The sequence below is a fragment of the Pseudomonas sp. Q1 genome, from assembly GCF_009935975.1.
Lineage (GTDB): Bacteria > Pseudomonadota > Gammaproteobacteria > Pseudomonadales > Pseudomonadaceae > Aquipseudomonas > Aquipseudomonas palleroniana.
In genome coordinates, this window is record NZ_QODI01000002.1 from 432,071 (window position 1) to 446,869 (window position 14,799).

At 60.3% G+C, this 14,799-nt stretch carries 13 protein-coding genes; 2 read left to right on the forward strand and 11 right to left on the reverse strand.

Translation table 11 applies throughout. The features are described from left to right. Positions 1 to 11 precede the first annotated feature (11 nt). The 7 genes from DK870_RS04910 to DK870_RS04940 form a co-directional block, all read right to left on the reverse strand. Positions 12 to 1,346: a TolC family outer membrane protein gene (locus tag DK870_RS04910; protein ID WP_161548130.1), complete on the reverse strand. Its 1,335-nt coding sequence runs from the start codon at positions 1,344 to 1,346 to the stop codon at positions 12 to 14. 2 nt (positions 1,347 to 1,348) lie between these two features. Beyond that, positions 1,349 to 2,662, reverse strand: coding sequence for an HlyD family type I secretion periplasmic adaptor subunit (locus tag DK870_RS04915; protein ID WP_161548131.1), 1,314 nt, complete (start codon positions 2,660 to 2,662; stop codon positions 1,349 to 1,351). Next, positions 2,659 to 4,410 carry a type I secretion system permease/ATPase gene (locus tag DK870_RS04920; RefSeq protein ID WP_161548132.1) on the reverse strand — a complete coding sequence of 584 codons (1,752 nt, stop codon included), beginning with the start codon at positions 4,408 to 4,410 and terminating at the stop codon, positions 2,659 to 2,661. The genes DK870_RS04915 and DK870_RS04920 overlap by 4 nt, the downstream gene beginning before the upstream one ends. 102 nt (positions 4,411 to 4,512) lie before the next feature. Beyond that, complete coding sequence (locus tag DK870_RS04925) at positions 4,513 to 4,881, reverse strand: protease inhibitor Inh/omp19 family protein (RefSeq protein ID WP_161548133.1); 369 nt, start codon at positions 4,879 to 4,881, stop codon at positions 4,513 to 4,515. A 48-nt stretch (positions 4,882 to 4,929) separates the two neighbouring features. After that, the gene (locus tag DK870_RS04930) at positions 4,930 to 6,363 is read right to left on the reverse strand and encodes a serralysin family metalloprotease (protein ID WP_060753099.1); all 1,434 of its coding nucleotides are present in this window, start codon (positions 6,361 to 6,363) and stop codon (positions 4,930 to 4,932) included. Between the two features lie 367 nt (positions 6,364 to 6,730). Beyond that, on the reverse strand, positions 6,731 to 7,834 hold the full coding sequence (locus DK870_RS04935; RefSeq protein ID WP_161548134.1) for a P1 family peptidase: 1,104 nt from the start codon (positions 7,832 to 7,834) through the stop codon (positions 6,731 to 6,733). Positions 7,835 to 7,843: 9 nt separating this feature from the next. Continuing rightward, on the reverse strand, positions 7,844 to 9,208 hold the full coding sequence (locus DK870_RS04940; RefSeq protein WP_161548135.1) for an APC family permease: 1,365 nt from the start codon (positions 9,206 to 9,208) through the stop codon (positions 7,844 to 7,846). 201 nt (positions 9,209 to 9,409) lie between these two features. Between DK870_RS04940 and DK870_RS04945 the strand changes: the two genes are divergently transcribed. Beyond that, the gene (locus DK870_RS04945) at positions 9,410 to 10,195 is read left to right on the forward strand and encodes a helix-turn-helix transcriptional regulator (RefSeq protein WP_104993750.1); all 786 of its coding nucleotides are present in this window, start codon (positions 9,410 to 9,412) and stop codon (positions 10,193 to 10,195) included. Between the two features lie 67 nt (positions 10,196 to 10,262). On the opposite strand, the gene DK870_RS04950 is transcribed toward DK870_RS04945, so the two are convergent. The 4 genes from DK870_RS04950 to DK870_RS04965 form a co-directional block, all read right to left on the reverse strand. After that, on the reverse strand, positions 10,263 to 10,676 hold the full coding sequence (locus DK870_RS04950; protein WP_161548136.1) for a hypothetical protein: 414 nt from the start codon (positions 10,674 to 10,676) through the stop codon (positions 10,263 to 10,265). Between the two features lie 154 nt (positions 10,677 to 10,830). Then, complete coding sequence (locus DK870_RS04955) at positions 10,831 to 11,910, reverse strand: polyamine ABC transporter substrate-binding protein (protein WP_161548137.1); 1,080 nt, start codon at positions 11,908 to 11,910, stop codon at positions 10,831 to 10,833. A gap of 79 nt (positions 11,911 to 11,989) precedes the next feature. Next, the gene (locus DK870_RS04960) at positions 11,990 to 13,396 is read right to left on the reverse strand and encodes an FAD-binding oxidoreductase (RefSeq protein WP_161548138.1); all 1,407 of its coding nucleotides are present in this window, start codon (positions 13,394 to 13,396) and stop codon (positions 11,990 to 11,992) included. Positions 13,397 to 13,445: 49 nt separating this feature from the next. Beyond that, positions 13,446 to 14,255: an AraC family transcriptional regulator gene (locus tag DK870_RS04965; RefSeq protein ID WP_060752897.1), complete on the reverse strand. Its 810-nt coding sequence runs from the start codon at positions 14,253 to 14,255 to the stop codon at positions 13,446 to 13,448. A 254-nt stretch (positions 14,256 to 14,509) separates the two neighbouring features. Between DK870_RS04965 and DK870_RS04970 the strand changes: the two genes are divergently transcribed. Next, a complete protein-coding gene (locus DK870_RS04970) occupies positions 14,510 to 14,794 on the forward strand; it encodes a DUF1652 domain-containing protein (protein ID WP_060752896.1) in 285 nt (94 codons plus the stop codon). Positions 14,795 to 14,799: the final 5 nt, after the last annotated feature.

Sequence of the window (14,799 nt, forward strand, 5' to 3'; positions counted from 1 at the left end):
TTTTTAGACGCTCATTTCACCGGGCCGAAAGCCTCATCGACTTTCGCCAGGTCGGTGTCACGCAAGTTGCCGGCGTAGTAATGCAATTTGGTCCAGGCCATCAGGTAGTCATAACGCGCCTGGGCCAGGTCGCGACGGGTGCTGTACAGCTGCTGTTCGGCGTTCAACGCGTCGAGGTTGACCCGCTCACCGCCGAGGATGCTTTGCCGGGTAGACACCACCAGCGCTTCAGCCGAAACCAGGGCTTTTTGATAGGCGCGCAACTTGCTCACCCCCGACAGGCAGGCGCTGAACTGGCGACGCAGTTCGATCAGGGTCTCGCGGGTCTTGCCTTCCAGCTCGTACTCGGCTTGCTCCATGGCACGGCTGGCCTGGCGGGTGGACGCGGAGACGGCGCCACCGGCATACAGCGGCAGGCTGAATTCGACACCGATGGTGTTGGTGTCATAGCGCTGGTTGTAGGTGTTGCCGCTGTCGGACTCCTGGCGACGCGAGCTGGCGTACGCGGTGATCTTCGGCAAATGCCCGGCGCGGTTGCGTTCCACCTCATAGTGCGCCACTTCGACCGCCTGGCGCTGGGACGCCAGCGTGGGGTTATTGCTGATCGCCAGCTCATGCCAGGTGTCGTAGTTGGCCGGGGTCAAGGTGAAGGCGGCGAAGCTCTGGTTCAGGGGCGCCAGGTCATGGATGTCGACGCTCTGCACGCCGATCAAGGCCCCCAGTTCGCGCAGCGACGCGTCTTGTTCGTCCAGCGCCTGGATTTCCTCGGCGGTCGCCAATTCATAACGCGACTCGGCTTCCAGGATGTCGGTGCGCGTGCCCTCGCCTTGCTGGAACAGATGCTGGTTCTGCTGGAACTGTTGCTCGTACGCTTTCTTCTTGGCGCGGGCAATGTCGATCTGGTCCTGGGCGAACAACGCCTGGGTGTAGTAACTCAGTACTCGCACCAGCAGCGCCTGGCTCTTGTCGCGAAAGCTCTCGTCGGCAAACAACGCCTGGGCCACGCCCTTGCGGTAGTTGGCATAGGCTTCGTAGTCGAACAACGGCTGTTGCAGGCTGAACGTGGAGCCGTAGCTGTTGTAGTTGCGGTCGTCGCGATAGGAGCCGCCGCGGCCATCCGGCAGGTGCGCCTCGGAGTTGTTACGGCCCTTGTTGTAGTTGTACGACAGCCTCGGCAGCAGCCCGGCACGACCGATGGTACGGTTCTCCAGGCCGGCATCGCGCTCCTTGATCGCCCCGAGGAATACCGGGTCGTTACGCAGGGCCTGTTCGTACACATCGAACGGGCCCATGGCCGCTTGCGCACTGCCACAGGCCAACAGCAAGGAGATGAACACTGACTTCATGCTCATTCCTCGGTCAACGCGGAGCCGGCGCGGTCGAGCAGCGGCTTGAACAGGTAATTGAGCAACGAACGCTCACCAGTGCGCACGAACATCTCGGCGGGCATGCCGGGCTTGATCATCAGGCCGTGGAGTTTTTCCAGTGCCGCGTCACTGACGCTGCTACGCAGCACGTAGTACGGCGCGCCGGTTTTTTCATCGAGCATCTGGTCGGCGGAGATCAGGCTGACCTCGCCCGGCACACGCGGGGTGCGGCTCTGGTTGAACGCCGTGAACAGGATGTCGACCGGCAGATGGGTGCCCACCTTGTCCACCAGATGCACCGGCAGATGCCCTTCCACCTCCAGGCGCGTGCCCTGGGGCACGATCTCCAGCAGGGTTTCACCGGCCCGCACCACGGCGCCTTCCGTGTGCACGCCAAGGTTGACCGCAATGCCTTCGGCCGGCGCGTTGATTTCGCTGTGCTGCAGGTCGAAACCCGCCGAGGTCAGCTGCTGCTCCAGGGTCAAGCTGCGCAGCTGGGCGTCGGCCAGTTGGCTGCGCACCTCCTTTTGGTATTCCTCACGGTGTTGCTGCAACTTGAGGCGCGACTCGAGGATGCCCTGCGCGACGCGACCGCTTTCCCCGGTGTTTTGCGCCAGGCTCTGCTGGACCTGGGACAGCTGACGCTGATAGTCCATCAGGCGGTTGCGGGGGATATAGCCATTGTCGGCCAGGGGCTGCAGGTTGCTCAGTTGCTCGCGCAGCGATTGCGCCTGGGCAGTGAGGTCGCTGCGGGCACGGCGCATGCCATCGAGCTGTGCGCTGGCGCCTTCGATGTTCGCGCTGATGCCCGCCTGCTCGCGGGCAAAGGCTTCGCGGCGGCTGCTGAAGAGTTGGCGCTGGCCTTCAAGCACCAACGCCAGCGCCGGGTCGGGGTTGGCACTCAACTCGGCCGGAAAGGTGATGCTGGATTGGTTGTCGCGCTCGCTCTGCCAGCGGGCGACGCTGGCCCAAGCCAGGCGGTATTGGGCCTGGAGCGACTGCACGTCGGCTTGATGCTGGGTCTGGTCGAGCAGAAACAGCGGCTGGCCTTGTTTGACCGCCTCGCCCTCCTTCACCAGAATCCGGCTGACCACGCCTGGGCTGAGGGTTTGCACAGCCTTGCGCTTGCCCGACACCACCACCGTGCCTTGCACCGGAATGCCTTGGTCCAGTGGGGCCAGGCTGGCCCAGAGGAAAAAACCGCCGGCGCCGACGACCGTCAGCAACCAGCCCATCTTGACGAAAAAACCGGCGTCTCGCTGCTTGAAAGGGGATTCGAAAGTGGTACTGCTCATGCGCCTGGGTTCCTTGCGGCTGGGTACTGACGGCTAAGGCTCACTCCGGCCTTTTCCCGTGGTGCTTCCGGCTGGCCCGACAAGGCGCGCAGCACTTCCTGGCTCGGCCCGAACGCCTGCAACCGCCCTTCGTTGAGCACCGCCAATTTGTCCGCCTGGGCCAGCGCCGAAGAGCGGTGCGTCACCAGCACCACGCTTGAGCCCTGGGCTTTCATCTGCACGATGGCGCTGGCCAACGCGGCTTCGCCTACGGTGTCGAGGTTGGAGTTGGGCTCATCCAGCACGATCAAGCGCGGCGCGCCGTACAGCGCCCGGGCCAGGGCCACGCGTTGTTTCTGGCCGCCTGACAGGCCGCCACCGTTGTCGCCCAGCACCGTGTCGTAGCCTTGCGGCAAGCGCAGGATCAGCTCATGCACACCGGCCTGTTGCGCCGCCTTCACCACCTGCTCCGGGTCGGCGTCGCGAAAGCGAGCGATGTTGTCGGCAATGCTGCCGCTGAACAATTCGATGTCCTGGGGCAGGTAGCCGATATGCGGGCCGAGGTCATCGCGATCCCAGCGGTGAATATCCGCGCCGTCCAGGCGCACCGTGCCCGCCAGGGTCGGCCAGACACCCACCAGCACGCGGGCCAGGGTGGATTTACCGGAGCCGGATGCGCCGAGCACGCCCAGCACTTCACCGGCCCCCAGGTTGAAGCTGACTTGATGCAGGGTGGCCAGGCGTCGCCCCGGCGGGCCCGCACTGACTTGCTCGAAACTCACCTGGCCCTTGGGTGCCGGCAAGGCCATCTGTTCGACTTGCGGTGGAAACTCACGCAACAGATTGTCGAGGCGTTGGTAAGCCAGCTTGGCCGAGCTCCACTGCTTCCACACCGCGATCAATTGGTCGATCGGGCTGAGTACGCGCCCCATCAGAATGGAGCCGGCGATCATCATCCCGGCGGTCATCTGGCCCTTGATCACCAGCCATGCACCCAGGCCCAGCACCAGCGATTGCAGGCACAGGCGCAAGGATTTGCTCAGGGAGGTGATCACCGAGCCGGTGTCGCTGGCCTTGTTCTGGTAACCGAGAAATTGCGCATGCACGGCGAACCAGCGCTTGCGCAGCGCGCCGAGCATGCCCATGGCCTGGATCGTCTCGGCGTTGTGCAAATGGCTGGTGGCCAACTGCGTCGACTGCTGGGAAAAGGCGCCCGCCTCGCCCAGCGGCTTTTTGGTCAGGTATTCGTTCAGGCAAGCCAGTGCGATCAAGATCACGGCGCCTGCCGTGGCCAGCACGCCGAGCCAGACGTTGAACAGGAAAATCACGAACAGGTAGATGGGAAACCACGGCGCATCGAAAAATGCGAATAGCGCAGGCCCGGTGATGAATTGGCGGATCACCGTCAAATCGCCCAGGGACTGCCCGGCATGCCCCTGGCCCCGTTGCAGGTTGCGTTCGAACGCGGCCTTGTACACGCGCAGGTTGAAACGCTGTTCCAACTGGCTGCCGATACGGATCACGATAAAACTGCGCACCACTTCCAGGGTGCCGATAAAGGCAAAGAAGCCCACGACCATCAGTGTCAACATCACCAGCGTGGTTTCATTCTGGGAGGACAGCACGCGGTCATACACTTGCAGCATGTAAATCGACGGCACCAGCATCAGCACGTTAATCAATGCGGTGAAACAGCCGATGCTGATCAAAATACTTTTGTATTCACCCAACGCCCTGAATAAGGGCACAACCGCATGGGACTTCGCCATATTTATTGATCTTCCCTGAAGCGAATACGCGCAATAGTTGCCCAAGCCCCTGACTAAGGGACGGCCAACTATAAAATCGAGTTATAGGCTTATAACGATTAACTAAGGCGTGCGTTGCAATACAACTTCCGAACCGGAGGCGGTGCGCCCTTTATATACGCCTTCTTTCTGGCGATTCAAATGGGTAATACCGCTGCCTTCGGCGTTCATCAACCAGATGCCGTCCGGGGTCGGTGACCAGGTCAAGGGTTTGTCTCCCAGCCATTGTTCGACACAGGCGACATCACCGGCCAGCGCATTGGCCTGTTCCAGCAGGTCCAGCGCGCAGACCTGATCCTGTTGCTTGAGCTGCCAATGCCCGGCCAATTGGGCGGTGGTGGGTAATACGAGACTGCTCGCCATTGCTTGGGCTCCTGCCAAAACGAACAACACCTGCGAAGCACAGGCGATCAAATGGGAAAAACGCGGCATCTTCTGCTCCATCATAGAGCGCGGCGCCGTGGCGCCGCGCGCTTTACATCAGGCTACGATGTCGCTGGTTGCCGCCTGGCCAACGGTGGTGACGAGGAAATCCGCCACGCCATGCCCAGAGAAGTCCACTGCCAACGTACCCAGGTTGGTACCCGAGGCGTAGGTCAGTACAGCATCGCCGGCATGCCCGGTGAATGCATTGACGAAGCTCAAGCCTGCACCTTTGGTGATACCGGTGAGGTCGATCTTGTCGGAACCGGAGGTGAAGTCAAAGATCTTGTCGGCCGCACCCGGCTTGGAGTCGGAACTGGCACCGTACACGAAGGTATCGTTGCCGGCGCCGCCCCACAGTTGGTCCGCACCGCCGCCGCCGTAGATGATGTCGTTGCCGGCACCGCCCTTGATGAGGTTGGCTGCGTTGTTACCAATGATCAGGTCGTTGCCCGAACCGCCGAAGGCGTTTTCGACCGTGACGCCCTTGGCGATGGACACGTTGCCCACCAGGCCGCCGACGTCGGAGAACGACGCTTCATTGAGGTTGATCTTCTGGTTCTGGGTAAAACCGGAGAAGTCCAGGGTGTCATTGCCGCCACCGTCCCATACCGAAAACACCAGCTTGTCGGCATTGGAAGTGGCGCTGTAGAAATCACGCCCGGTGTTGGAGTTGAAACCGTAGGTGGTGTCGCCGGCACGCGTGTTGTAGTTGGCGCCGTAGAGCTTCTGGATCGCCGCGATGTCGTCGATCAGCGGGCCCGAGGAGTAAGCCTCGACCCCGCCTTTACTGAAGTTCTGGTTGGTGTTGCTCTCGCTCCAGTAACTCATGACGCTGTAGCCACGCGTGTCCTGTCCATAGGTCGCGTCGTTATAGGTCGGGTTGCCATTCCCGGCGTTGTAGTCGCCAGGGTGAGCCAGGCCCAGGGTGTGGCCGATTTCGTGGGTCAGGGTCTGCCGGCCATAGTTGTTCAGGTCCGGGGTCTTGTTCGGCGTGTAGCTGTTGTTGGTCAGGTACCACGAAGTGCCGTCGTAGCCTGCGCCGGTGCCGGGCAGGTAGGCGAAAGCCGCTGCGCCGTCCTGGCCACCGCTGTAGTTGCCGAAGGTCATGTGTGCATCACCACCGGAAGCCTTTTCGGTAAAGGTCACGTTGGCGACATCCGACCAGGATTGCATGGCCAGTGCGGCCTGTGCTTTTTGCTGGGCGTTGAATTGGCTGAACCCGGAAATGCCATGTTTGTTCATGGTGGCCGAGGACGCCGAGGTGAGGAAGGTGTAGGTCAGATCGATCTTGCCGTTGCCATCAAAGTCCCGGTACGCGGCACCATCCCGCAGCAGCTGGGTCGCTGCCTGGTCCACGGTGTAGGACGGTTTGCCATTGACCGTGAGGTTGCCGCCACGGTCGTACAGATGGCTGAAACTATCGATCTGCGAATACGCTGTGCTGGTTTGCGCTGCAGAAACAATAGCTTTGTCTTTTACTTTTGACATAAACGTACTTCCTTGTTTGCAAGTGCATCAGTCTTTGTTCGATAGGAACCTCGCGGGCGAGATCGTCCTATCACTCGCCTCTTTTGAAGGCGTATCGAAACTGACACAACCTGAAATCTTTCGTCTACAAATATTTCCGCATTGAAACTGTGACGTAGATTCAACTTGAGGAAGTGCTCTCCAGCATTTATTGGGGGCCATTGCTTCTGCGCGGCCAATTGTCGCCCACTGTTATTTAAATATTAAATATCGGTAAAGCCGCTCAAGTTGAGCGGCACACTTGATAAATGGATCCAATATATTGTCACGGTGTCATCTACAACATTAAAGAGCCACTATCTGCACTATTAAAGTGCTTTGTCCCCTATTACCGGGCCACACTCCAACCCGACTTGTTCAACGCGCTGATCAGCCTCTCGCCGGCAAGTCCCGGCACGCTGATGCCGTCTTGCGTGGTCATGTCTTCACCGGCCAGCAAGGCATTGATGATCGCCTCCTCCACCGCCTCTGCCGCCGCGCTGAACAGCGGTGAAATATGGTCGTTGTTCACCATCTGCAGGGGCGTGCTCAGCGGTAGGTCCTTGCGCCCGTAATCGGCCGGTGGGATCGCTTGGTTGCCGGTGGCGAACGCCAGGAACAGATCGCCACTGGAGTCTTCAGTGCCGCCGCCGGTGCGGGCGATACCGACCGAGGCACGCTGTGCTAGGCGTCGGCATTGGTGCGGCAATAACGGCGCGTCGGTGGCGAGGATCACCACAATCGAGCCCATGCCGGGCGTACCGCGTTCGGCGAACGGCGAAGGGATCTCCATCAGATGACGCCCCACCGGGTAGCCATCCACACGCAGTTCCTGGCGTTTGCCATGGTTGGCCTGCACCAGCGCGCCGACCGTCCAGCCCCCCTGCTGCGCCGGCAAGCGCCGCGATGCCGTCCCGATGCCGCCCTTGAACTCGTGACAGATCATCCCGGTACCGCCGCCCACCGCGCCCTCCTGCACCGGGCCGGATTCAGCGTTATACAGCGCCTCGCGCACATGCTCAGGCTTGACGTGCTGGCCCCAGATATCATTCAGCAGGCCGTCGTAGGTTTCCATCACCACCGGCATGCACCAATACACGGCCGGGTCTGCCAGGCGCTCGCGCTCCAGGGCGATCAACGTGTCGCGCACCACGCCGATGCTGTGGGTGTTGGTGATGGCCAGCGGTGTGGTCAGCAGCCCCGCTTCGCTGATCCATTCAAGGCCAGTGGCGTCGCCATTGCCATTGAGCACGTGATAGCCGGCAAAGCAGGGTTGATGGCGCGCCTCCCCGGCCCGTGGCTGGATGACGCTGACGCCGGTGCGCACCTGTTTGCTGTCGATGCAGGTCTTGAGCGTGGCGTGGCCGACCCGCACGCCCGGTACATCGGTGATTGCATTCAATTCGCCGGGCGTGCCCAGCCCCAACGTGATGCCCAATTGACGTGCACGCATAACCACTCCTTACAATTTCTGAAACGCCGGACTCAACCGGCCACTGATGCAATACAAAATCACCGACGTGGCCAGCAAGCCGATGATGATCATGATGTCCCGGACCGACGCAGCCGCGATCAGGGTCGTCAGTAAATAACCCGCCCCCAGCACCGCCAGTAACGCCGGCAGCGGCCACAGCGGCATGCGGTACGGATGCTCGCGATCACGCAGCAGCACCCGGCTCATCAGCGCACTCAACGCCACCACCAGGTACACCAGCATGATCAGCAATACGCTGAATGAGGTCAGGTCCGCCAAATTGGAGCTGAAACTCAGCAACGCCGAGGGAACCGCCAGAAACAGCGTAGCCAACCAGGGTGAATCCCAACGCGGGTGGATACGCGTGAAGCAGCGATTGATGGTCGGCGTCCACAGCGCATCGCGGCCACTGCTGAACACCACGCGGCCGATCTGGATGACGATGGCGACGATGGCATTGAACACCGACAGGAAGATCCCCGCGCTGACCAGGCGTGACAGGGTCTCATTGCCGTGGCTGGTCAGCAGGTAGCCGATCGGGTCGGGGCTGCTGATCATCGCACTCAGGGATGGCGCGCCAATCAACAGCGCGGTAATGGGCACCAGCTCGATCACCACCACCAACCCCAGGGACCACAACACCGCCTTGTGTACCCCCTTGCCGCCACACTTCATGTCTTCGGCCAGCAGCACGGCCGGGCCATAGCCATTGAACGAAAACAGGCCGATACCGACCGCGCCGATCACCAGGCCCCAGGGCGCCAGATGCAACAGGCCGTTCTCGACAATCTGCGGTTGCAACAGCACGCTGGCCGGCTGCACCGGGTTACCGAAGCCGATACACACGATCACCAGCAGTGCCGCCACTTCCAGCAACAGGCAAGTGCCGGTGATCCAGGCATTGAGCTTGATATTGAGGATGCCCAGTGCGTAGCTGCACACTACGATGACCAGGGCCACGGTTTGCGAATCGAATTTCGTGCCCAAGGCGTTATTGAGATACGTCGCGGCCCCCGTTGCCAGCACCGGCGGGATAAACAGCAACATGACCAGCACGGTCAAAAACGTTGCATAACCAGCCATGCCGCCGAACACGCGCTTGGCGTAGACATATTCACCCCCTGCGCTGTTATGGGCACGCCCCAGTTCGGCGTAGCAGAAGGCGAACATCAGTGCGAGCAAAGCGGCCATCACAAAAGCCAGGAACACCCCACTGCCGGCCTGTTGGATGGCAAAGGGCGCGATGACGAACACGGAGCTGGCCGGAGTGACCGCCGAAACGGTGATGGCCACCACATCGAAGACGCTCAAGGTCGGCTTGAGCACGCCGTCTGGCGCGGGAGAAGCACTCATATCGTTATCCTCTGTCGTTGTTTTTGGTGTGAGGCAGAAACGAAAAACCGGATGGGTTGCGGGATATGTTTCCCGCTGAATGAGCACGAAGGTATCGGCTGCGACGGTGTCAGCCAATTCCCCTATTGGGGTACTCCCCTTGACGGCCCCCGGCAAAAACCCAACCCTTGACCGATCTATTCGAGGCCGGGAGCCGTTTAAATGAGCCTGTTCAGGGAAATCGGCATGCATGCAGGGCTGGGGCGCACCCTGTCACAGATCGGCACCGAGCGGTTCTGGAAACAACTGGTGCTGTTACTGCATCAGTGCCTGCCCTTCGATAACGCCCTGGCGATCTTCTACCCACTGGAAGGCCCACCCCAGGCGCTGGAGGAATACGACGCCCAGCCCAGCAGCAAACCGGCGTCGATGCTGGTTTACCTCAATGGCTTGTATTTGCTCGACCCGTTTTTCCAGGCGTGCCGCGAAGGCTACCCCAGCGGTGTGTACCGCCTCGAAGAGGTGGCGCCGGACCATTTTCGCCAGAGTGAATACTTCCTCAACTACTTCCACGACAACGTCCTGGAAGATGAGGTGCAGTTCATCCTGCAATTGCCGGGGGCAGGCACCTTGTCATTGTCGTTGGGCATGCAACGCCGGTTCAGTTTTGAAGAAAGCGGGCTGATGACCACGCTGGCCGCGTGGGTGCTGCCGTTGATGCAGCAGCATTGGCAACAAAGTACTCAGCGAGTGCCGGCGATGGACAGCCAGATCAGGGACGCCCTGAGCCATTTCGGCTGCGGCGTGCTGTCGGAGCGTGAGCTGGAGGTCGCGCGGCTGGTGCTGCGTGGGTTCTCGTCCAAGGCCATGGCCGAGCGCCTGAATATTTCGCCGGACACGGTGAAGGTGCATCGGCGACATCTGTACGCGAAGCTGGATATCTCGTCACAACCGGAGCTGTTTTCGTTGTTTATCCAGTCGTTGGGGCATGATCTGGAGAATCCCTGACTCAGTCGACCAAGATCGTTCCCGCGCCTGCACGGGAACGATCGAACCAAGCTTGAATAACCGATTGTCACCCGTTGATGCCCTGCATAATGAACACCACGCGGGTAGCATAATCTGCGGTCACAAACTGGATTTGCCCTAGCAATACTTCATCCTCGAACCTTTCGATAGTGACAGTACCTGATTCCGCATATTGCGCCTCGGATCCGAAAGGCAAGTACGCAGCCGTCACAGCTCTAGAGTCGATGTCATAGGTACCGCTTTGCACATTTTTATCTTGAAAGGTTACCTCTATGGCCGAGATATCGTCGGGAGCGCCATTGGACTCTTCACGCGAATATATTCTTAGTGTATTGGCACTTTCAACGCGATATACCTGGTTTGTCCTATAGGGTATCTTCCCGTCAGGAGTCTTGACGTGCCCGATCATCCAGCCAGAGGCTTGCGTTACTTTCCTGATTGTTTCCTTGAGGCTTGCCATGTGTCTCTCCTTACCCAGTGAAATCGTTCGCAAGGATGAGCTTAATGGGCTTTGAAAAATATTAAACCTGTCAAAATTGACAGGTTTAAAAAGACTTTCAACTATCGCGAACAGCTCTAACCGATCGATACAGGTCCCTCTTGTCTCCCCATGCTCAGCGTCCCGTCCGAACGGTGTTCCACACCCGCGTACGCACCCGGTCGATATTCAGCGGCATCGCCTCCAGGGCAAACAATTTGCCCATCATTTCCGGGCTCGGGTACACCTTGGTGTCGGCCTTGATCATCGGGTCCACCAGGCTGTCGGCTGCGCTGTTGCCATTGGCGTAGTGCACGTAGTTGGTGATGCTGGCCATCACGTCCGGGCGCAGCAGGTAGTTCATGAACGCATAGCCGGCTTTTTCATCGGGCGCGTCGGCGGGCATGGCGACCATGTCGAACCAGATCGCAGCGCCTTCCTTGGGGATGTTGTAGCCGATGTTCACGCCGTTTTTGGCTTCCCTGGCACGGCTTTCGGCTTGCAGGATGTCGCCGGAGAAACCGACGGCCACGCAGATGTCGCCATTGGCCAGGTCGGCGGTGTATTTCGAGGAGTGGAAGTACGCCACATACGGCCGCACTTTCATCAGCAGGTTTTGAGCTTTTTTGTAGTCTTCAGGCTGCTTGCTGTGGGGTGGCAACCCCAGGTAGTTCAGCGCGGCCGGCAACAGCTCCGGGCCGTTGTCGAGGATCGCCACCCCGCACTTTTGCAGCTTGGCCATGTTTTGCGGTTTGAAGATCAAGTCCCAGGAATCCACCGGCGCGTCGTCGCCGAGCACGGCCTTGACCTTGTCGATGTTGTAGCCGATGCCCGTACTGCCCCACAGGTAGGGAAAACCGTGGGCGTTGCCCGGGTCGTTGTTTTCCAGGGCCTTGAGCAATGCCGGGTTGAGGTTTTTCCAGTTGGGCAATTGGCGCCTGTCGAGCTTCTTCAGCGCTCCGCCCTCGATCTGCCGGGCCATGAAGTGGTTGGATGGGAACACCACGTCATAACCCGATTGCCCCGTCATCAACTTACCGTCGAGGGTCTCGTTGCTGTCGTACACGTCGTAGGTGAAACCGATGCCGGTTTCTTTCTGGAAGTTCTTGGTGGTGTCGGGCGCGATGTAGTCCGACCAGTTGTAGATTTTCACCGTCTCGGCGGCCTGGCTGATAGACGCCGCTAATATCAGGGGAAACAGGGCAATGGCTTTCATGGTTCGATTTCCTGGCGGTTTCAGGGCTGTTGTTATGGCAGGCGATCAAGGATCCAAAGCGTTCGTGCGAGTCAAACGATCAGTGCATGAAACCTTCCATGAAGCCGGCCACGGCGCTCGCCAACTTGCGCCGCCAGGGCGCGGTATGGGGGTCGGCCAACACCTGGTCTTCATGCACAAAACTGCGAATGATCGCGTTGTAGCCCAGCCAGCGGCAGGGCTCGGGCTCCCAGGGCTTGAGTGCGTCCAGGCCACGCTCGCGGATCACCCAGGGCTGGGTGGTCAATGGCGTATCCAGGCCCAGGATCAGGTCAGCCAAGGTGCGACCGCCCAGGTTGGTGGCGCCGACGCCCTCCCCGCCATAACCGCCAGAGAGCGCGATACCGGTCTTGTGGTCACACAACATATGTGGCCGGAAGTTGCGTGACATGCCGAGGTTGCCACCCCAGGAGTGGGTAATCCGTACCTTCTTCAGCTGTGGGAAGAGTTCACCAAACAGGTAACGACGCAGCTCGACCTCGCTGTCGGTCAGATCGAAGTTGTGTCGCAACTTCCCCGCGAACTGATAGCCGCCACGCGCCCCGAACACCAGGCGATTGTCCGCTGAGCGCTGGCCGTAGGTAACCTGACGGCTGCTTTCGCCGAACGCCTGGCCATGGCTCAAGCCGATTTCATCCCAGGTCGCGGCGGACAGCGGCTCGGTGGCGACCATCAGGCTTTGCACCGGCAACTGATAACGCCCCAGGGCCGGCAATGTGTTGGCGTAGCCTTCCACCGCCGGCACCACCCAGGCAGCGCGCACGCTGGCCTGGGCCGTGCGCAGGCGGCCGGACTGCCAATGGGTCACCGGGCTGTTTTCGTAGATCGTCACCCCCATGTTCTCCACCACCCGCGCCAGGCCGCGCACCAGCTTGGCGGGGTTGATCGTCGCGACATGCGGCGCATAGATGCCGCCATAGGGCTTGGCGATACGGATCTGTTCGGCCAACTGTTGCGGGCTCAACCAGCGGTAGTCGTGTTCAGTCAGCCCCTGGGCGTGGAGTTTGTCCAGGTAACGACGCAGGCTGCGCTCCTGTTCGGGGTAGCGTGCGGCGCAATACAGGGCCCCGCCTTTGCGGTAGTCGCAGTCGATTCCTTCACGGGCCAACACCTGGGCCACTTCATCCGGTATGCCGTGCAACAGATCGAATGAGGCCCGGCGTTGTTGCGGGTCGAGGCCCGCCAACAAGCGGTCTTCACCCAACAGGTTGCCCATCAGCCAGCCACCGTTGCGGCCCGACGCGCCAAAACCTGCGGTGTGTGCCTCGATAATCGCGATTTTCAGCTCGGGTGCCTGGCGCTTCAGGTAATACGCGGTCCACAGCCCGGTATAACCGGCACCGATAATGGCCACGTTGACATCCAGGTCATGGGCCAGCGCCGGCCGCGCCAGCAGCGGGTCGTCCAACTGGTCCATCCATAAACTGATCTTGCGCCATGCCGGCATGCCGGGCTCCCCTACCTCATTTCGATAGGGACGATCCTAGGGCGTGAGGTTATGGGCTGTCTTGCGCGCGTGCACGCAGAGAAATTTGTTTGACGTAAGCCTTGGGCGACTGCCCGGTGTGCTGGCGAAATGCGCTGTAAAACGCCGATAACGAGTTGAAACCCGCAGCGAACGCCAGCTCATCGACTTTTATCGGCGACGTGGCCTTGTCCAATTCGGCCAACAAGTGCTGGAGCCGTGCCTGGTTGACGTAGCGGTAGAAGCTCTGCCCGAGCACCTGGTTCAGCAGGTAGGACATCTGATTGCGGCTGTAGCCACACGCCTTGGCCACCCGTTGCAAATCCAGCTCCGGGTCCAGATAGGGTTGCTGCTGTTGGAAATACTGCTGCAGGTCGTTGGCCATATGCCCCAGCTGGTGCGGCGACAGGCCCAGGCGACTGACGGTCGGGCGTATGGCCTGGGCCGGTTGTTCATGCACCAGGGACGCGTATTCATTGACCCGCCAGATCAGCCCGTCACGCACGGTGATCGCTTCGCTGGTGCGGAACGACACCAACCCCTGGCCGCCACGCAAGGTGATGCAGTACTGGATGAAGGCTGTGTCACCGTCGGCGCGAATGCGGTCAGCATGGGCGATGGCCTCATCGGGCCCACGCGGCATGCTGGCTTGCAGGTACTCACGCAGTTCGGCGTAGCCCACCACGCGGTTCTGGAAGAAGTCGTGGTACTGGATGTCCGGATGGTAGTAGGCCATGACCCCATCCAGGTCGCGATGGCGCCAACACAGGTGGTGACGCAACACCAGTTCAGCCGTGGCCCGGGTGGTTTGGCAATCATCGGCCGAGGCGCTGTCGGGCATATAAGGCTCTGTGGCGGGTAAATGGTGAGACTGCCGAATTATCACGACCGCTTCAAGGGTCGATCAGCGCTGATCACCAATGGCTTTTTGCCTGATTTGAACCAGGACATGACCTACATCAAAGAGTCAGTAAACAACTGCCGAACGGGACAAAAAAAGTCACATGATGGTTACGAACGAATGCTATTTTTGAAATTCTTCAAACCATGACCATTGACGGTCCTGGTCCTGCCGCGAGCTAAAGGAAGCGCTCAATGAACAAGGTGGGCAATATGCACGGCAACCTGAACAAAGTGACGTTCCCCAACGCCTGCCAGCTGATGCGCTGGCATTTTCATCCGATGGGTTTCGAAGGCAGCATGGATGCGCCTGGCAGCATGATCGTGCGCCTGTTCGACCGGGCCAGCGGCGAGACCCTGATCGCCATCGCCGGCATCCCCTGCGCCACGGTGATGAATGCCTCCGATGTAGAGCGCATCATCGAGGCGGTGGAGGATGAGTTGGAGTCCTTTGTACCACCGCTGTCTTTGCGGGCTTGATGCCT